Origin of the sequence: Emticicia sp. CRIBPO (assembly GCF_009905725.1) — a bacterium.
Taxonomy (GTDB): domain Bacteria; phylum Bacteroidota; class Bacteroidia; order Cytophagales; family Spirosomataceae; genus Leadbetterella.
This window is the reverse complement of the sequence record NZ_JAAAKV010000009.1, coordinates 176161-194208: the sequence shown is the minus strand read 5'-3', so window position 1 is coordinate 194208 and position 18048 is coordinate 176161. Positions and strand designations below refer to the sequence as shown.

The following is an 18048-nucleotide window of genomic DNA, read 5'->3' as shown; positions in this document are numbered from 1 at the left end:
TCCCTAAACGTTATATTGTACATATTATAGAGCCCCGACCTATGTCGGGGTTTTATTTTTGTGCATACTTCAGAACCAGCTGCTCCCATTCCTCCTCCAGGCTCTCTTTCGGAACAGGTAGTTTGCAGCGGCTATACCAGTACCTGGCATTGAAAGCGTCGCCTTCCTTGCGATGAAGGTAGGCGTGGAGCCGGTCATAATCAGGATGCCCTTCTTTCGACTGGGCTATGTTATGTGCTCCCTCCCAGTCACCCCAGTAGTCAGCCTGCAGGCCTTTCAATATCGGATGATCCAGCTTGAGGTTTTTATCTGATTTTATTGAATTTATCATATGTTTAATTTTATCAGTAAATTTTATAATAAATGAACTATTTGAAATAAATATAAATTTTGACTGGATTGTATTTTCAAAATATTCTGAAAAATAAATCAATTTATGTATTTGAATTCAGAAAGATCATCATTGAATACCGTAAACTGGGCCGGATAGCCCGCTTCTACCTTGCCCATCAGATGGTCCATTTTTAAGGCCTGTGCAGGTCTCAGGGTTGCCATTTCTATGGCTTCGCTAATACTCACGCCCAATTCCCTGACTGCATTGACTACGCCGTCTGCCAGTGAGATGGTAGCCCCGGCCAGGTTACCGTCGGTGTTCCTGTATTGGTTGTCACCCAGGTAGGCATCAAACTCCTCCCATTTGAATGACTGTACTTTTTTGTTGACAAACAGGGCATCTGAAATGAGGAACAACTTGTCCTTTTTGCATTTATAAGCAATTCTGGCGGCTTCAAAGTCGCAATGAACACCATCCAGGATGATGGGGGCATAGACATCCTGAGCAGAAAGACTGGCTCCGATGAGACCCGGTTCACGATGCGTGAAGGCCGACATGGCATTGTAAAGGTGGGTGACGAGCTTTATCCCGAGATCAAATCCATGCTGGGCCTCTTTCAAGGTCGCATTGGAATGCCCTGCCGAAACATTGATCCCTGAGTCAAGTAATATTTTGACCTGTTCATCTGTGAAGTTCTCAGGGGCTATGGTGATGATCCTGATGACGTCTTTTCCATGTCTGATGATTTCTTCGATGAAGTCATTGGCAGGCTTCTGAATGTATTTTTCGAGATGGGCACCTCTTTTTTTGACGTTCAGAAAAGGCCCTTCCAGGTGCATTCCGGCCAGTCCTGAGTCAGGATATCTGGCCATATAGCTTTTAATCGCCTCAATACCTTTGAATATGTTTTCTGCCGAAGAGGTAATCAGGGCGGGCAAGACATAACCGGTGCCGCATTTTTGCGAAGACTCTACAATGTCCCTGATACATTCTTCATTGGGGTTTTGTGTGAAATACAACCTTTCGCCACCATTGATGTGGGTGTCGAACAAACCCGGGGCAAGGTTCGCGTAATCGAATATCGCATCGTTTTCGGCTGCTTTGATGGCGACGATTTTACCTTCGGAAACCGTAATTTCCTGGTTATTTTTTACCTGGCCGTTGGTATAGACTTTGGCCGCATTGATTTTCTTTGTCATTTCAAGGGTTAATTTCCAGTTCTATAATGGTGTCTGTGTCGTTAAAGGTAACATCCTTAAGGTCAAAAATATAGTAGTTTTTAATGCCTGATTTCTCAAACTTTACCGGTTTTTGCCCGTCAAAAGTTTTGGCGGTTTTAATACTGTATGGAATAGTCAGAGCAAGATCCGGTTTTTGATTAAGCAGGTGCAGGAATACCTTATTGCCTTTCTGGGTGACGGCTATGTCGCTGGTAGGTCTCATAAAACCTTTTTGAGTGCCATAAATAGTACTTCCGTATTTTTTCAGCCAGGTACCCATGGCTTCCAGGCGTTCGGTAAATTCAGGTTGAATCTGTCCGTCAGGCATAGGGCCGACGTTAAGCAGGAAGTTGGCTCCGAATCCCGAGGCTTTGATAAGATATTGAAGCAGTTCTTTTGTCGACTTGTAATTCCTGTCTGTGATATTGTATCCCCATGCTCCGCTGATGGTTTCGCAGGTTTCAAGCGGAAGTTCTGAAACACCTTGCCCGCCGAACCCTGAAGAATTAGCTCCCGGAAGGTCCTTTTCAAACATCTGGAAGTCTTCACCGGCGATGGGCATCAGGTGGTGGTTGTTGCCGATCAGGGCCTGTGGCTGCAGCTTATGGATCAGGCTGTATATTTCATCATAGTGCCAGTTGACTTTCGAAACGCTTTCTTTGTCATGATCGTTGTCAAGCTGGTCCCAGTGGCCGTCAAACCAGATTCCTGCGATTTCTCCGTAATTGGTCAATAGTTCTGTCAACTGGGCTTTCATGAATCTGACATAAGATTCCCAGTCCGATTTCTGTGTTCTTCCTGTGCCTTTGCCGGTGCGTCCGGTTTCATACTGGTAGTCTGATCTGTACCAGTCGAGCAGTGAATAGTAAAGGAACAGTTTAATGCCCTGCTTGTGACATTCGTCCGCAAGCTGTTTGACGATATCTTTCTGGTAAGGCGTATTGGTGATTTTCCAATCGGATTGCTTCGTGTCCCAGTTGCTGAAGCTATCATGGTGTCTTGAAATGAGGGTGATGTATTTCATCCCGGCTCCTTTGGCCATGTCAACCCAGGCTTTGGCATTGAAGCTATGCGGATAAAAAGCATTCTTCAGGCGGGTATAATCTTCTACTTTAATGTTACGGTTGTTCATCACCCATTCGCCGTGCCCTAGGCTGCTGGACACTCCCCAGTGGATGAACAAACCAAATTTAGCTTCTTTAAACCACTCCCTGGCTTTGATGTTTTCCGGGGTGGGGGTGTAGCCGGATTGTCCGAAAGCTGCAGCACAGACAAATAAAAGGAGAAATATTTTTTTCATATAAATCAGGTTGAGTTTTCGCCAAAATTAAATAGAAAAATATGGATTCGGGGCCTAAAAACTAAAAAATATTAAGAATTAAAATAGCCGAAATTTCCGGGATTTGATGGCGGAATAAAAAATAATCCGGCCATTACGAAAATTTTCGTAATAAAAATTTGGAATTACGAAATCATTCGTATTATATTTGTTACGAAATTATTCGTAGAGGATTTCTGCGAAAGAGTAGATAAATAAAATTGATGAAAAATTATTCAGAAATAAAGCCAACAGACTCTGAACTTGAAATACTTCAGGTGTTATGGCAATTAGGTAAGGCAACGGTTCGGCAGGTGAATGATGAATTGTCAAAAACAAAGGACGTGGGATATACCACCACGCTTAAATTGATGCAAATCATGCTGGAAAAGAACATCGTGTCGAGGTTGGAAGACGGAAGAGTGCACTGGTATACTGCTTTGGTTGAAGAGGAGCAGACCCAGCAGTTTTTGTTAGGGAAGTTTGTGGATGCCACATTCAGGGGCTCGGCGATGAAGCTGGTCATGCAGACTTTGGGTAATCAGACCGTCAGTAAAGATGAGCTTGAGGAAATCAAGAAGCTGATCGAGAGTATTGAAAACAAGTAAAACCTGTATATTAATCTTTAAATTTTAGCTATTACAAATTATGAAAAAGTTAACAGAAATTATTTCAGAAATCGGGATGCCGGAGAACCTGCGTTCTGCATTAGGGTGGACCATCGTTCATTCGGTTTGGCAGGGTATCCTGATTGTCCTCACATTCAGTGTTTTATTTTATTTCTTCAAGCGTTCCGGAACGCGTTACTGGTTAGGGATCGGTGCCCTCGCTACCCAGACCATCGCTGCCCTGGCTACTTTCATGGCTATTTATCAGCCGGCGGCAGAAGCGGTATCAGGTACACTGAGCAGCTCACAGCAATTGTTTATCAATACTACCTTAAATGCCCAGAATCTTGTCAATCCGGCCAAACTGAGTTTTTTACAACAAACAGAGATTTTTCTTTACAACAACCTGGATATGTTTGTGACTTTCTGGATGGTAGGGGCTTGTTTCCTGCTGGTCAGGCTTGTAGTCGGATTTTCGTACACCCAGGGACTGAAAGTAAAACAGGTTACTGAAGTGGGAGAAGAAATACAAGCCATTATGGATGAGCTGATGGAAAAAATGCCCATGAAGAGAACCGTTAAGTTGCTGGAATCGGTGCGTGCAGCTTTACCGATGACCATCGGTTGGCTGAAACCGGTGATCCTGTTGCCGGTGGGTATTATCTCAGGCATGAGTGCCAGGCAGCTGGAAGCGGTACTGGCCCATGAGCTGGCCCATATCAGACGCAATGACTACCTGATCAATATTTTCCAGAGTTTTATTGAGATCTTGTTTTTCTATCATCCTGCTACCTGGTTCATTTCAGCTAAGGTGCGTGACGAAAGAGAGAACTGTTGTGATGACTTTGCAGTGGAAATCTGCGGAGACCGTCTGATCCTGGCCAAAGCCCTGACGCAAGTGGCGAGCTACAGGCACCAGCCTCAGTTTGCGATGGCTTTCGGAGCAAAAAGAAGCACTTTTATGGACAGAATCAAAAGAATTGTGGGAATTAACGAAAAGAAAAGCAATTATTCAGGAAATATCACAGCCATTGTAGCTTTTGTGATGGTGATGGTGGCGGGTATTGCCTTCGCCAAAAAAGAAGAAGATAAAAAGAAAGAAGAAATAAAAAGCCGTAAAGAAATCGCTGAAAATAAAGAACAGAAGTCAGTGATTGAGAAACTGGTTGCCAGCCTTCCTTTTACAGAAGCCGCCGGAGATACCGTAACCATAGAAGTGCTTGAAAAAGAAATGCAGGCCCTGGGTAAGGAAATGGAAAAGTATGGTGAAGAGATGAGAAAGATCGGCGACCAGATGAGTTCAAGATATGGTAAAGAAATGGAGAAGAGCGGTTCTGAAATGGAAAAAGTAGGAAAGAGAATGGGGGCTCCTGCCAGAAATATAGAGAAGTTGTCACTGGACATGCAGGAAGTATCACTGGAGATCAGGAAGCTTGAGATGAAGTACCGTGATTCAAAAATGCCTGCAGAAATTGCTCAGAAAATTGAACAACTGAAGAAAAACGAAGCGGAAGTACAGCGTCAGATGAGAGCTTCGGAAGAAGAAATGCACAAAATCCAGGAAGAGATGATTCCTCTTCAGCGTAAGATGAACAGGTTGCAGTCTCCGATGGACAGCCTTGGACGTGCTATGGAAAAATTCTCGAGACCCATGGACAGTCTGGGTAAAATCATGAGTGAAAAGGGTAAGATCATGGAAAAGCTGGCTAAAGAAGATGAGGCCAAATTCAAAAAAGAGTTGAGCGAACTTTCAGAGATGTTATATAAAGATGGTCTGATAAAGGATAAAAGTGATTTTGAGATCCGTTTGAAAGGAGATAAGTTGCTGATTGATCTGCAGCCGCAATCACAGCAGGTATATGACAAAGTGTGGGGATGGATGAGTCAGAAATGGAGCAAGAGATATTCCGGACTTTCTGAAAAAGACCTGACGATCAAAGTAGACGGAAATAATGTACACCTGAACATGAAAGGCGGCAGGAATTATTACAGATCGGTAGGGTTTGTTCCTCCTGTACCTCCGGTGGCCCCGGGTGCTCCACTTCCTGTTGAACATGTAGGTATGGTAACACCTCCTAGCCCTCCGGGTGCACCGTCCCCGGTTTCAAAAGTGAGAGTGGCATCACCTCCAAGCCCCAGGGCCGTTCCGGCTCCGCCAAAGCCACCCGTAGGATATTGAATGGTTTATTAGAAAAATAGAGAAAAGGGCTGTCTGGTAAGGCAGTCTTTTTTTATTTGACGCCACTTCAGGCATGAATGAGGATAAAAATGAAAGAAAATCCGTTGGCTATTAAAAAACGAAGAACGGGCTCATGCAAAAAGAATCAGGCTATATCCTCAGGGAAATAACCGGATTAAATGATCTCAAATGTCAGGTTGCAGATCGGGCGTGATCAGAATTTAGTGCCCACGAAATTGTAATGTACTTTGCGGCCTCCCGGGCTGGTACCTTCTCCTCTTAAGTAAATATTCTTATTGCGGTCTGAGGAAATTCTCAGGACCAGTGTAGGGTGGTTTTCTCCTCTGAAAAATATGGTTACCTTTTTGTCTTCAATGGAAACCTCCCCCCTGTAAATTTTATATTCATCATCTGCATCCCATCCGTGATACAAGCATAGGCTGTTGCCGTTAAAAACAATTTTATGAGTGGCCTGGTTTGGTTCAAAGAATTCGCCTTCAAGCCTGATGGTAGAGTCCTTGGTTTGAGGTTCGTTAACAGTGACGTGTGCTTTTGTTTCTCCTTCTGTTTTTTTGCTTCTACAAGATATTGTGGTGATTGTGTACAAAAAAGCGATACTTAATAATACTTTTTGCATTTTATAAATAGTCGATTTAATTTAATGGTAAAATCATTAACGTATCTTTGAGATGTAATTACATATACAGCATCTGAATAGATACGTAAATTTTTAGAAAATTGATCAATCTTAATGTTAATGTAATATAAAATATTTAAATTTTTATAATTTTATTGTGAATATTTCGGTTTTATTTTAAAATTTAAATAAAAATATCACTACAAAATTACGCGTTAATTGTATTATTAAGAATTATTGTTTCAAAAATTAATTATTAGAAATCATGTCAAAGGATAAGGGAGCAGTAAAGGAAGTAAAAAAAGAAGCGACCAAGTCGCTGAAAGAGAAAAGAGCCGCTAAAAAAGAGAAAAAAGGCAACAAAGGCGATTGATCTCCTGTATTGATTGTATGAATTGATCCCGCCCCGGCGGGATCAATTCGTTTAAAGTCAGTTTTTGCCGAGATAAACCATTAATGTCAGCCTCGCAAAAAACGGGCTTCCGGCTGTAAAATGTATTTCCTCCACCGGTTCGGTTTCATTTTTCAGTCTGCTTTCTGTAGCAAACTGGGTTTCTTTCCATTGGGTATTAAAAATATTATTGACGGAAAGGCCGAGGTTGTACCGGTTCACTGCATAGTTAAGCTGAAGGTCTGAAACAAAATAGCCTTTAGCGATCAAGCTTTTATCTTCGTTGGCAGGCCTGTCACCCAGAAATCTGTATCTAAAAGAGCCGCTGAATCCTTTTTTGCCTTTCAGGGTCAGTCCGCCGATGGAGGTAAATGTCGGAGCGAGAGGAATGAAATCAGCTCCTTTTTCTTCTCCTATGGCCCTGGGTCTGGTGATGTTAAGGTCTGTATCAAAAAACAGGGCGGAGGTGATCTGATATCTGGCAGACAAATCTATGCCCTCGCGGCGTGTTTTTCCGCCGGGCTCCACCACACCGGCATCTCCGACATAAACAAACTCCTGGTCAAGCCACAGGTACCAGGCAGCTGCATTGATAAACAATTTTGGGAAAGGTTTCCAGTTCAGACCCAGGTCTGTGCCATAGGCCGCAGGTAATATGTCTCTTCCACCCTGAGGCACCACCACACGGGTGTCGTTTGAATGATAGCTTTTTCCTGTATTCAGGTAAAACTGAATGGTTTTGCCGGGGGTATAGTAGAAATTCAGTTTGGGCAGAATAATGCCTGCCGAAGCTTTACCTTCATTATCAGCCAGTTTATCGAAGTAGCGGTTACGGAAAACATCATATCGCAGGCCCGCATTCACGCCTAGTTTTGGTGTGATGGTGATGTTTTCTTCAAGATACAGTCCCAGGTTAGATTCATTGATGTCGCCCAGCTTGATGCCTTCCAGCAGGTCTGTTCTGTTGAGGGTTCTGGACAGCTCGGTATCTTTGGTAAAATCATAACGGTAATTGATCCCGGTTATAAATTCGGAAGATCTGCCACCGATGCTATGAGGAATGGAGTAGCTTCCGTTATATCCGAAAATATTCCTCTTTTCAAACTGCTTAATCTGATCGCCGTTGACAGGGTCAACCAGGAAGAACGTGAAATTGGAAAATAGCTCAAAATTGTAATTGGAGTAGAAAACCTGGTTCTTCAGCAAGCGGCCGTTTTGGGTAGCCGTTAAGAGCTGGAGGTTGACATTCGTTCTTGAAGTTTCTCCTCCCTCGGTGTCATCAATAGAACCGTAGTGGGAAATACTGCCGTTTTCGACAGCCCGGTCAGGAATTTGCCCTGAGTGATTCCATTTGCTGTAAAATGTCGAAAAAGCCAGGTTAAGGTAGGAATTGTCACCGACTTTCTGATTGTATTTGCTGAGTATATTGAGTCTCTTGAAGTTTTGAGGAGAATCGAAATAGCTGTTGGAGAAATTGTATTCACCTGCGATATAGGCAGACTGCCCATTCTTTTTGGCTGCTGAGCTTAGCAGATCAAAAGCACCCAATGCCCGGTAAGTGTCAAACTGGCCTGCTTCTGCTTTGATAAAACTCTTGTCAAGGACGTCTTTGGTTTTAAAATCAACCCATCCGGCGGTTGAAAAATTGCCCTGGTCAGCAGAATACGTACCTTTTTTGAAGGCTACGTTTTCGATCAGTTCGGGAATGATAAAATGAAGGTCGGCGTAACCTTGTCCGTGGGCATGAGAAACCATATTAACGGGCATGCCGTCGGCACTCAGCCTGATGTCGGTACCATGGTCAATATCGAATCCGCGAAGAAAAATTTGCTCGGCCTTCCCGCCTCCTGCATGCTGCCCGATAAACAGACCAGGTACCACTCTCAGAATCTCCTGTGAATTATTGATCGGGCGGAGGTTGATATCAATATTGTTGATGATCTGCTGTTTGTGAGCGTTTTTTGTCTGAACGGTCACTTCGCTGAGGTTGATATTTCCTGCCTTTAGCTGAAAGGTCAGTACTCCTTTTTCTTTTTTCAGGTCAATGCTCCTGACTATCTTTTCGTATCCTATAAATGAAATCTGCAAAGTGTAAGCTTTTCCTTCAAGGTGACCGAAACTGAAAGTCCCGGCTTCGTTGGTGGTTTGGGCGGAGGAAACCGATTCTAACTGTATAACTGCCCCGACGACAGGCTTTTGAGTGGATTGATCGAGGACTATTCCTTTAAGCCTGTATTGCTGGGCCTGGAGAGAAATAAGAGAGATTGTAAAATACAGAATAAGTAATGTTCTTTTCATATGGCTGGTTCAGAAGTGATTTGTTGTACAAAAATACTGATTAAGCCGTAAGATTTCAGAAGAGGTTTCAATTCTTCTTCTGTCCGAAGTACAATCCTGCCAAAACAAAGACCAAACCGGCTAAAGTATAGATGGTGAACGGCTCACCGAGAAGAAATGTGGCGAAAATAAATCCGAAAATAGGGCAGAGGAAAAGAAAAAAAGAAGCTCTGACAGGGTCTTTTTTGAGCAGCCAAAGCCAGAGTGAAACGGCCAGCCCCGACACCGGAACCGCCAGCCAGATCATGGAAAACCAAAACCGGGCATCAAATACGTTACTTTTTTCATGAAACAGAAGTGTCAGCGGAAACATGAAGATACCTCCAAGGAAAACCTGCCAGCCGTTGATAGCCATGCGTGATAAGTGCCATTCACGCTGAGAATAATAGAGGGCTGCCAGCGAATAACTCAACATGCTGAAGCCCAGGTAGACAAGTCCTGGAATTGACGCGTAGCTGTTGAACAGGAGCGGATAAACCGCCACAGCAACCCCGGTCACGCCTAAAAACAAAGCCAGGATCTCTTTTTTATTGATATGAGCCCCCAGGAATACCCCCGCCAGCAAAGACATCATCAGCGGGCCAAGGGAAGTGGACAGGCTTCCTATTCCGGCGGCTACTTCCCGGATACCGAGTACAAATAAGCTCAGGTAGACCGTGACGTTCAGAAAGCCGAAAATGGCCAGGGCAATCCATTCCGACCTGGTCGGAAGTCTTGATTTCTCAATGAAGTAAGCATAAAATAACATCAGTATTCCTGCCAGCATAAACCTGAACTGAAACAAAACCAGCGGCTCAACAGAAAGGATACCGAATTTAGCTGCTACTGATGCGGAAGACCAGAGCATTGAAAAAAGAATGCCGATAGTAATGAACTTAACCTGGGTGTTTTTCAATGCCTTAGTTTTTTATCAGGTTCAGGGCGTTTTCAGTAGTGATTCTTTTGACGTCGGCTACAGAAACCCCTTTGACTTCTGCGAGTTTATGGGCCACGAGGTCAATATAAAATACCTCGTTTCTTTTGCCGCGGTGAGGTACAGGGGCCAGGTAGGGAGAGTCTGTTTCCAATACAATATGATTGAGGTCTATTTCCGGCAGAAACTTATCCAGTCCTCCGTTTTTGAACGTAACCACACCTCCGATGCCTAACAGGAAGTTAAGCCCGATAACCCGTCTGGCTTCTTCGTGGTTGCCTGAAAAACAGTGGAAAATACCTCTTAAGTCCTCCCATCCGAATTGTTCTATGAGTTCACAGCACCGGATGATGGCGTTTTGAGTATTGTCTTTGGAGTTCCTGGAGTGGATGCAGATCGGCAGGTTGTATTTTTTTGCCAGGGCCAGCTGGTGAAGAAAAGCTTCTTCCTGCTGGGGTACGAAGGTCAGGTCCCAGTAAAAATCCAGCCCGATTTCGCCGATCATAAAGAAATGCCTTTTGGTCAGCCATTGCTCCATGGTTTCCAGTTCCTTCTGATAGTTTTCGTCGATATAACAGGGATGGATACCCATCATAGACAGGCATTTACCAGGATACTGTTCTTCAAGGGCCAGCATTTTCGGGATGGTCTCGTGGTCGCAGTTAGGCATCCAGATCTGGCTTATTCCCGTATCGAAAGCCCTTTCGAGCATAAGGTCCCTGTCTTCGTCAAATTGTTCGTCGTAAATATGGGCGTGGGTTTCAATCAGCTGATTCATTTTGGGGCATAAAATATGATTTTTCCTCGGCATTAATCGCCTCAGAAAGAATTGATCCGGCAAAATTAGAAAAAAGCTTCCAGACTTAAGATTCTTATTATTCGTTTTTAAATATTACTTTCGCAAATTATTTTGATCATTATTGACATGCCTGTTTTCCAAGAGCCCATCACCAGTCCGGCACATGTATTGCTGACAGACAGCCGGTTTTTATCTGAACCAGCCGGAACCCTTTTTTTTGCTATCAAAGGCGAACGCCATGATGGCCACCAGTATATCGAAGAGCTCTACAGAAAGGGTATCCGTGATTTTGTGATGGAAAAGAAATCAGTGGCATCATCTGCTGATCTTCAGTTGTTTACTGAAAAAGAAGACGTCAATGTATGGTTGGTGGACAACAGCATCAAAGCCCTTCAGAACTTGTCGGCTGCCCATCGGATGAATTTTAATTATCCGGTTATCGGAATCACCGGCAGCAATGGCAAGACTATCATTAAAGAGTGGCTGAGTGGTTTAATGGCCAATAACTTCAGGATTGTGAAAAGCCCGCGGAGCTATAACTCCCAGATAGGCGTGGCCCTTTCTGTGTGGGAGATGAACGCGTCTCATAACCTGGGGATTTTTGAAGCCGGTATCTCGCTTCAGAACGAGATGCAAAACCTGGAGCCGATCATCAGGCCAGACATCGGGATTTTTACAAACATAGGCACTGCCCATAACGAAGGATTCAGAAGCAAGAAGCAGAAGATTACGGAGAAGATGAGGCTGTTTAAGCAAAGCAAGGTGCTTATTTATTGCAAGGATTACCAGGAAATAGATGAGGAGATCAGGATTTTTCTGAAGGCGGTCAATCCGGGAATTGAACTCGTTGGCTGGTCTGTGAAAGGGAGCGGATCTATCCTGGCCGATGTCAAAAAAGCGGCTGATTTCAGTGATGTGACTTTATATTGGAAAGGGGAAGATTATCAGCTGAGGATACCTTTTACGGATAATGCTTCTGTTGAGAATGCCATTCACTGTGCATTTGCTGGATTGATTTTAAAGCAGAATTATGCCAAAACGCTTGATATACAGGAGTATTTTGAGAAATTCCTTCAATTGAAGCCTGTAGCTATGCGACTGGAGCTGAAACAGGGCACCAACGACAATTATATCATTGACGACACTTATAATAATGACCTGGGTGGTTTAACGATGGCTCTGAACTTCATGAGTCAGCACCATACCAAGCGGAACAAGGTGTTGATTCTGAGTGATTTGCTGCAGACAGGCCTCAGGGAAGAAGAATTATACCAAAGCCTGGCTGATCTGATCAAAGCCCAGGAAATGGAGTTGTTTATCGGGATAGGCGAGAAAATACTCAAGAATAAGGCTTTGTTTGAAAGCAGCTCAAAGTCGAAGCCGGTTTTTTACGAAACCACCAAAGACTTTCTGGAAAGTTTTAAGTTTTCCACCCTTCAGAACAACCTGATACTGGTCAAAGGAGCCAGGAAGTTTGCTTTTGAGAAAATTGTCAATAAACTCGTCCAGAAAATTCACGGGACGGTTTTTGAAGTCAACCTGGATGCCCTGACCCATAATCTTAATTTTTACCGGTCGAAAGTAGGTCCTAAAACCAAGATCATGGTAATGGTCAAAGCCTTTGCCTATGGAAGCGGGAGCACCGAAGTGGCCAGTTGGCTGCAATACCACCGGGTAGATTACCTGGCGGTGGCATACACCGACGAAGGAGTGCAGCTGAGGCGAAACGGCATTAAGTTGCCGATCATGGTGCTGAATGCACAACCTGATTCGTTTGGTAATTTGTTTGAATATAACCTTGAGCCTGAAATTTTCAGTTTGCGGAATCTTAAAGAGTTTCTGTCATTCCTGAACAACCGGGGAGAAGAGATACCGGAACAAGTCAACATACACCTTAAACTCGACACAGGCATGCACCGTCTCGGTTTTGTGGAGGCTGATATTAAAGAATTGCTGGAAATACTTGATGTAAACAAATACCTCAAAGTAGCCAGTATTTTCAGTCACCTGGTCGGAGCAGACGAGATTGAGCACCTGGCGTTTTCTAAAATGCAGATCAAAAGCTTTGAGAGCCTTTCTGCCAAGATCATTTCGGCATTGCCTTATCAGCCGTTGAGACACATCTGTAATTCAGCAGGGATCATCCGTTATCCGGAAGCCCGCTTTGAAATGGTCCGTTTGGGCATCGGTTTGTACGGGGTGGAAGCTGCAGGTATCGAGCAGGAGAGTTTGCAGACTGTCGGTACTTTAAAAACAACCATTTCCCAGATCAAAAGCCTGCCGAAAGGAGAGACCGTAGGTTATGGCAGGCGGGGCGTACTCGATAAAGATGCCAGGATAGCCACATTGGCCATCGGATATGCTGACGGCTACGACAGGGGTTTCAGCAGGGGTGTGGGGCATGTGCTAGTCAACGGTGTGCTTTGTCCGATTGTGGGCAACATCTGTATGGACATGACGATGATTGATGTTACTGATGCTGAATGCGAAGAAGGCGATCAGGTCATTATTTTCGGTAAAGACCTGTCCATCATGAAACTGGCGGAAGAAATCGGCACGATTCCCTATGAAATACTGACCGGGGTAAGTGAAAGGGTGAAACGGGTGTTTTTCAGGGAATGATTCGGACTTTAGATGAAACCGTTTTTTTGATGGCTCAGGAGTCTTCCAGAAGCCTGGTAATACCGTACGTATCAGCTATAATAGCTGGTGCTGTTACTTAAAAAGGAATCCGGCATTAACTGCCGGATTTTTTTTTAAGATTATAGGTGAAAGTATGTCTTATTTATTTCAAGGAAGTTTTTGAAGCAGGCTTCAGCGAGAAAAACGGGCAATCTGGTAATGTTATTATTAGCCGGCCAATCGAGATGAAATAAAATCCTCCGATATACGTTCTAACGTTAGGATGTTTATTTCCGGCATATAACTTTTAAATTAATGAATCCGCTTGAAGAAAAACTACTCTCTATATACAAATTCCAGGAAAATGATTTAGTTACTATACTCTCATATTTTAAAGAGCGTAAATTTCCTAAAAAGACCTTTCTGCTACAGGAAGGGGAAGTGTCCGACAGGATATATTTCTTGCAGTCCGGTTTAATCCGGGAGTTTTCATTGAATCACAATTGTCAGGAATTTGAAGATTTAACTACCTGGATTGCTCATGAGGGTAAGTTTGTATATTCTGTTGATAGTTACGTCAATAGCTTACCGTCTCATTTCTTTATTCAAGCCTTGGAGAATACTCATACCTATTATATTGAAAGGTCTTCAATTGAATATCTTACTGAATCTGTTCATGGGGCATCAATGATGGTCTCAAAAATTTATGAAAACTATTTAGTGGATTATGAAAAAAGGATGCAGATGTTAAGATTGCCTAATGCAATGGCAGCCTATGAACAATTCTTAAAGACATATCCTGACCTCAGCAACCGAATCCCTGACAAGTATATTGCTTCTTATTTAAATATTCATCCGAAATCTCTGAGCAGGTTAAGGAACTACAAAAGAAAGAGATGAGTGTTACCTTTATTTGGTAACATTTGAGGATTTTATTGTATTCATTGGAAAGTTACTTTTGCCATACCAGGTATTGTTGTTAGGGCCTAAGGAAATGAATAAATCCATAAAAAAAACAGTCTTCATATTTTCAATTTCCGTACTCGCATTTTTTGGAGTACTCCGGTTGTTTTCAGACAAAAATGTAATTCGGGAATTTTCTCCTGATCTTACTGATTGTGCCGAATCCGGCTTGAAACCCGGCGATAACGTAATATCTCTATATAATGATGATATTTCAGAAGCTTTTGATTTTGTAAAAACGAATGAATTTATAATCAAAAAAGAGCTGAAAATTAATAATGGAGGAAGGTTAGAGGCTCTGGCTATTGTTTTTCCTGAGATAATAAGGTGGAACTTCTTTCAAGACTTACTGGAGGCAGGTATAGATGAGTCTCTGTATGTAAAAGGAGGCAGACAGATAGCTGATTTTTCGTTAGGGCCTTTTCAGATGAAACCTTCCTTTATTGAAGATATGGAAGATTTTATTGTTACTCATCAGAGTCTTGCTGGTTTTCGATATCTGGTTATTAACAGAGGTACTGATGAAGATTGCCGTAAAGAGAGAATTGAAAGACTTAAGAGTTTGGAATGGCAGCTTAAATATGCCTATGCTTTCCTGAATGTGGCAAATGTCAGATTCAGGAATTTGTCTTTTAATTCAGACATCGAGAGGTTAAGGTTTTATTCTACAGCTTATAACTATGGTTTTATGCGGCCTGTGAAAGATATTCAGGCCTGGCAAAGCGTGCGAAAATTTCCTTATGGTTCGATGGGCCTTACGAAAAAGCAGGTTTCTTATGCTGAAATTTCAGTTAATTTCTTGTGCAACTTTTCAAATAAATTTTAATAATAAACTAAATCTTAATGACAATCATGAAGAAAATCAAACTATTATTACTCCCTTTCGTTTTGTTACTCACTTTTGTGTTGTCCTGCCAGAAAGATATGGATGAAGCATTTGATTTACCACAAGTTCAGGATAATCTTAAAGGGAGTAATCTACGGCAAACTTACGAAAAGAGGTTTAAAAACGACTCACTACTGACGGCTCTTAAGATAGAGCCTATCTGGAACACTTCGGTAGAGTTTGAGCATGCAATCGAGGTGGCTTTTAAGACTGATGGGAAACTCTCTTTTCCAAGTTCCAAAAAAGGGCTGAAGGGAGGCGGGAGAGAAAGGTTGTTGTTGCTTGAAAAACCCCAAGGCGGTTATTCAATTATTAAAGTCAGATACAAACCTTCTGAGGATTTTAAAAAAGATCTTAAAAAGATCAATACGGGTAATTTTACGAAGGAGCAGTTTGATGGTATCATTACTTTGGAAGAGTTGAGTAGCGGAAAAATGAAAGTAATGGAGCTATCACAAGGGAAATTACTTAAGTCGAGAATGAGATATAAATCATCTAGAAATAATAATTTAAGGGTAAAAGATGATTGTGTTTTAATAGAGTGTTTTGCTGAAGATACGAATTGGTATCAATGGAGTAATGCTTCCGGAGAGTGGTACTATACTAACACTAATACGGAATATTATTGTGAATATACTTATCTTGGCGAGTGTGGAAATGTTGATCCGAATAATGGAGAAGATCCTTATGGTTGTGATGTAAATCCAAATTCTCCATGGTGTAACGGGGGAGGTGGGAGTAGCACCTTTGGCTCTACAGCTTTATCCGCTGGAGATCGACCTTTAGCCATTTTTTCTAGTAAATGTGATGGATTAAGTGATTTATGGTCAAGGAGCATATCATCGGGGAAAGAGGTTAATGGAGTAATAACGCTTGACGGGACATTTCTTGTTACCCAAGTGTCGGGGATATTAGGTGGTGAATTTAAAGGAGTGTATGGCTATCAAGGTACATTATACTATTATTTTCCTGTTGATGGAGGGGCGGCTCCGACATTTCAAGGAACAATTGTTTCTGGAGGGAAGTACTATATTCCAATAAAAGCCACTATACACTCTCACACCCCTTGTGTAAATGATGGGACCGACGGTGTAACCGGTAATCACAGTTCAGATGATGTCTTTTTTGCGAACAAATTTCCAGAAGCAAGTCACTATGTTTTGGGATGCGGGGCAATAGGTCAATTTTCTGGAACAAGTTACGGATATTTTAATATACATACTGGTACAATTTCTCAAATGTGTACTACTTTGCCTTAATATTAAACCGGGAAGCATTTATTGTTCAAAATAGATGCTTCTCTTTTCATCTTTGAAGAACATGAATAAAATATTTTTTTTATTCCTGATAAGCTTTTCGGTCCATGCTCAGTCAATGGATTTGTTAAGTTTTACAGAGGAAAAACCTAAAATAAATTATATAAAAATTCGAGACAGGTATTTAGTCAAATATCTTGAAAATTATATTTCAAGGCATGCAGCCGGTAACGAATTATTTGGGAAGGGGCTTGGCTTTGTAGTAATAGACAGCATAAGTATGAGCATTCGCGGTGGACGACCATTGAATATGTTGGGCGGAGAAACAGAAGAGAATCGTTCCAAGCTAAATCTGAATATAATGGTATATCCATTGATTGATGATGATTCAGGGGATTGTGTTTTGTGTAATTTATTTCCTCCCTATTACACGGTAATTTTAAATAAAGTGGTGCTGATATACGAAGATAATACGATGGCTTTAATGGGTAGAGAAGCCATGAACGATACCCATAACAGCCACTGGTATGACAAAGAAAGTAAAGAAAGGCTCATACAGTTAATAAAATCAAAAGCTCTGTTTGAGCTACCAGGTAGTTATATTTTTGATGACCTGATGGGTGAGTCTGTCGGGCATGATGAACTAAAAAGCAGGCTTAGAAATAAACTAGATGTTTTTAAATATTATGAATTTATAGATTTCAAGGCGAAGGAAAGGATATATTTTGATTCTGAACGAAGAGATTGGAGGAGGTTTTAATATATAGAATTCATGAAAGTAACACGACTGGTTATTTTGATATCAATAGTATTCTATGCCTTGGTATCTAAAGGACAAGAAAGCGAAAAAACTTTTTTCAAATCCAAAGAATATAACAATTCTTTTTATCAGTATCTGACAAAGGACTTAAAGTATTACACTGATTCCTGTTTGAATAAGGAGGTAAGTGTGTACATCACAATGAAGTCAAATAAAGTAGATTCCGTAATTGTTTATGGAGAATTGCCGCAACCATTAGGAGAAAAGCTGGTGAAGCGGATTAAGTCGACTGACGGGCTTTGGGACCTTGATGAAGACTATACCATAATTTTGGAAGTTTTTTTTAGATTTTTTAATCATTGTAATCAAGATCATATAGAGCTGAATTTTGCTTTGCATTCACTTATGATGAATAAGTATTTTGCGATAGAAAGGTATGATAGCTTTCTACGGGCAGATAACTATTTGTTTGCGATCCCCTTATCATTTGACAATGATATAAAGAAGTAGTTCAAAATAAGCTCTTTATTTGCATTAGAATGATGTTGTTTATAACAGGGATAAGTTTAATATGACTTGTATACTGAGATTGGAAATGATATGTCAAAGAAATAAAAAATGAGTTGAATGGTTTGAACGGTGGTCTCGTGAATTATTTACAACTTTATCTCTTTCACAAACTCCACAGAAACATCCGCCAGTTCTACGATTTTTGTAATGCTCAGATCAGATTTCTTCATGAGGTTGGATACAAATTTAGTTTGCTCTTTTTCTCTGAATTTTAAAACCCTTTTGTCGAAACCTTTTACATAGAAAAAGTCCTTT

The 18048-nt window shown here is 41.8% G+C and carries 15 protein-coding genes; 8 read left to right on the top strand and 7 right to left on the bottom strand.

The genetic code is table 11. The features are described 5' to 3' along the window. Positions 1–52 precede the first annotated feature (52 nt). From GVN16_RS19330 to GVN16_RS19320, 3 genes are all read right to left on the bottom strand, one after another. Entirely contained in the window at positions 53–331 is a 279-nt protein-coding gene (locus GVN16_RS19330; protein ID WP_166565578.1) for a hypothetical protein, read from the bottom strand. A gap of 98 nt (positions 332–429) precedes the next feature. Continuing rightward, positions 430–1533 (bottom strand): N-acetylglucosamine-6-phosphate deacetylase, encoded by a 1104-nt coding sequence (gene nagA, locus GVN16_RS19325; protein ID WP_166565577.1) that lies wholly within the window; start codon positions 1531–1533, stop codon positions 430–432. Position 1534: 1 nt separating this feature from the next. Further along, positions 1535–2854, bottom strand: coding sequence for an alpha-L-fucosidase (locus GVN16_RS19320; protein ID WP_166565576.1), 1320 nt, complete (start codon positions 2852–2854; stop codon positions 1535–1537). A gap of 242 nt (positions 2855–3096) precedes the next feature. On the opposite strand from GVN16_RS19320, the gene GVN16_RS19315 reads away from it, so the two are divergent. Continuing rightward, positions 3097–3480: a BlaI/MecI/CopY family transcriptional regulator gene (locus tag GVN16_RS19315; RefSeq protein WP_166565575.1), complete on the top strand. Its 384-nt coding sequence runs from the start codon at positions 3097–3099 to the stop codon at positions 3478–3480. Positions 3481–3520: 40 nt separating this feature from the next. Then, on the top strand, positions 3521–5659 hold the full coding sequence (locus GVN16_RS19310; RefSeq protein ID WP_166565574.1) for a M56 family metallopeptidase: 2139 nt from the start codon (positions 3521–3523) through the stop codon (positions 5657–5659). Between the two features lie 214 nt (positions 5660–5873). On the opposite strand, the gene GVN16_RS19305 is transcribed toward GVN16_RS19310, so the two are convergent. The 4 genes from GVN16_RS19305 to GVN16_RS19290 form a co-directional block, all read right to left on the bottom strand. Continuing rightward, on the bottom strand, positions 5874–6296 hold the full coding sequence (locus GVN16_RS19305; protein WP_166565573.1) for a hypothetical protein: 423 nt from the start codon (positions 6294–6296) through the stop codon (positions 5874–5876). Between the two features lie 430 nt (positions 6297–6726). After that, positions 6727–8985: a TonB-dependent receptor gene (locus tag GVN16_RS19300; RefSeq protein ID WP_166565572.1), complete on the bottom strand. Its 2259-nt coding sequence runs from the start codon at positions 8983–8985 to the stop codon at positions 6727–6729. A gap of 67 nt (positions 8986–9052) precedes the next feature. Further along, positions 9053–9919, bottom strand: a complete 867-nt coding sequence (locus tag GVN16_RS19295; RefSeq protein WP_229244247.1) for a DMT family transporter — start codon at positions 9917–9919, stop codon at positions 9053–9055. 4 nt (positions 9920–9923) lie between these two features. Beyond that, on the bottom strand, positions 9924–10706 hold the full coding sequence (locus GVN16_RS19290; RefSeq protein WP_166565690.1) for a TatD family hydrolase: 783 nt from the start codon (positions 10704–10706) through the stop codon (positions 9924–9926). 156 nt (positions 10707–10862) lie between these two features. Here GVN16_RS19290 and GVN16_RS19285 point away from each other — a divergent pair, with 156 nt between their 5' ends. The 6 genes from GVN16_RS19285 (at position 10863) to GVN16_RS19260 (ending at position 17733) form a co-directional block, all read left to right on the top strand. Further along, positions 10863–13358, top strand: a complete 2496-nt coding sequence (locus tag GVN16_RS19285; RefSeq protein WP_166565571.1) for a bifunctional UDP-N-acetylmuramoyl-tripeptide:D-alanyl-D-alanine ligase/alanine racemase — start codon at positions 10863–10865, stop codon at positions 13356–13358. Positions 13359–13673: 315 nt separating this feature from the next. Then, positions 13674–14258: a Crp/Fnr family transcriptional regulator gene (locus tag GVN16_RS19280; protein ID WP_166565570.1), complete on the top strand. Its 585-nt coding sequence runs from the start codon at positions 13674–13676 to the stop codon at positions 14256–14258. 94 nt (positions 14259–14352) lie between these two features. After that, positions 14353–15147, top strand: coding sequence for a hypothetical protein (locus GVN16_RS19275; RefSeq protein WP_166565569.1), 795 nt, complete (start codon positions 14353–14355; stop codon positions 15145–15147). A 26-nt stretch (positions 15148–15173) separates the two neighbouring features. Next, positions 15174–16466 carry a hypothetical protein gene (locus tag GVN16_RS19270; RefSeq protein ID WP_166565568.1) on the top strand — a complete coding sequence of 431 codons (1293 nt, stop codon included), beginning with the start codon at positions 15174–15176 and terminating at the stop codon, positions 16464–16466. Between the two features lie 61 nt (positions 16467–16527). Continuing rightward, positions 16528–17223, top strand: a complete 696-nt coding sequence (locus GVN16_RS19265; protein ID WP_166565567.1) for a hypothetical protein — start codon at positions 16528–16530, stop codon at positions 17221–17223. Between the two features lie 12 nt (positions 17224–17235). Next, positions 17236–17733 carry a hypothetical protein gene (locus GVN16_RS19260; protein ID WP_166565566.1) on the top strand — a complete coding sequence of 166 codons (498 nt, stop codon included), beginning with the start codon at positions 17236–17238 and terminating at the stop codon, positions 17731–17733. The last annotated feature ends 315 nt before the right edge of the window (positions 17734–18048 follow it).

Excerpts from the sequence above, each read along its gene's own strand:
- GVN16_RS19260 (WP_166565566.1), top strand. The coding sequence starts at position 17,236 with ATGAAAGTAACACGACTGGTTATTTTGATATCAATAGTATTCTATGCC.
- GVN16_RS19300 (WP_166565572.1), bottom strand. The coding sequence starts at position 8,985 with ATGAAAAGAACATTACTTATTCTGTATTTTACAATCTCTCTTATTTCT.
- GVN16_RS19330 (WP_166565578.1), bottom strand. The coding sequence starts at position 331 with ATGATAAATTCAATAAAATCAGATAAAAACCTCAAGCTGGATCATCCG.
- GVN16_RS19305 (WP_166565573.1), bottom strand. The coding sequence starts at position 6,296 with ATGCAAAAAGTATTATTAAGTATCGCTTTTTTGTACACAATCACCACA.
- GVN16_RS19270 (WP_166565568.1), top strand. The coding sequence starts at position 15,174 with ATGAAGAAAATCAAACTATTATTACTCCCTTTCGTTTTGTTACTCACT.
- GVN16_RS19280 (WP_166565570.1), top strand. The coding sequence starts at position 13,674 with ATGAATCCGCTTGAAGAAAAACTACTCTCTATATACAAATTCCAGGAA.
- GVN16_RS19285 (WP_166565571.1), top strand. The coding sequence starts at position 10,863 with ATGCCTGTTTTCCAAGAGCCCATCACCAGTCCGGCACATGTATTGCTG.
- GVN16_RS19310 (WP_166565574.1), top strand. The coding sequence starts at position 3,521 with ATGAAAAAGTTAACAGAAATTATTTCAGAAATCGGGATGCCGGAGAAC.
- GVN16_RS19320 (WP_166565576.1), bottom strand. The coding sequence starts at position 2,854 with ATGAAAAAAATATTTCTCCTTTTATTTGTCTGTGCTGCAGCTTTCGGA.
- GVN16_RS19265 (WP_166565567.1), top strand. The coding sequence starts at position 16,528 with ATGAATAAAATATTTTTTTTATTCCTGATAAGCTTTTCGGTCCATGCT.
- GVN16_RS19275 (WP_166565569.1), top strand. The coding sequence starts at position 14,353 with ATGAATAAATCCATAAAAAAAACAGTCTTCATATTTTCAATTTCCGTA.
- GVN16_RS19315 (WP_166565575.1), top strand. The coding sequence starts at position 3,097 with ATGAAAAATTATTCAGAAATAAAGCCAACAGACTCTGAACTTGAAATA.
- nagA (WP_166565577.1), bottom strand. The coding sequence starts at position 1,533 with ATGACAAAGAAAATCAATGCGGCCAAAGTCTATACCAACGGCCAGGTA.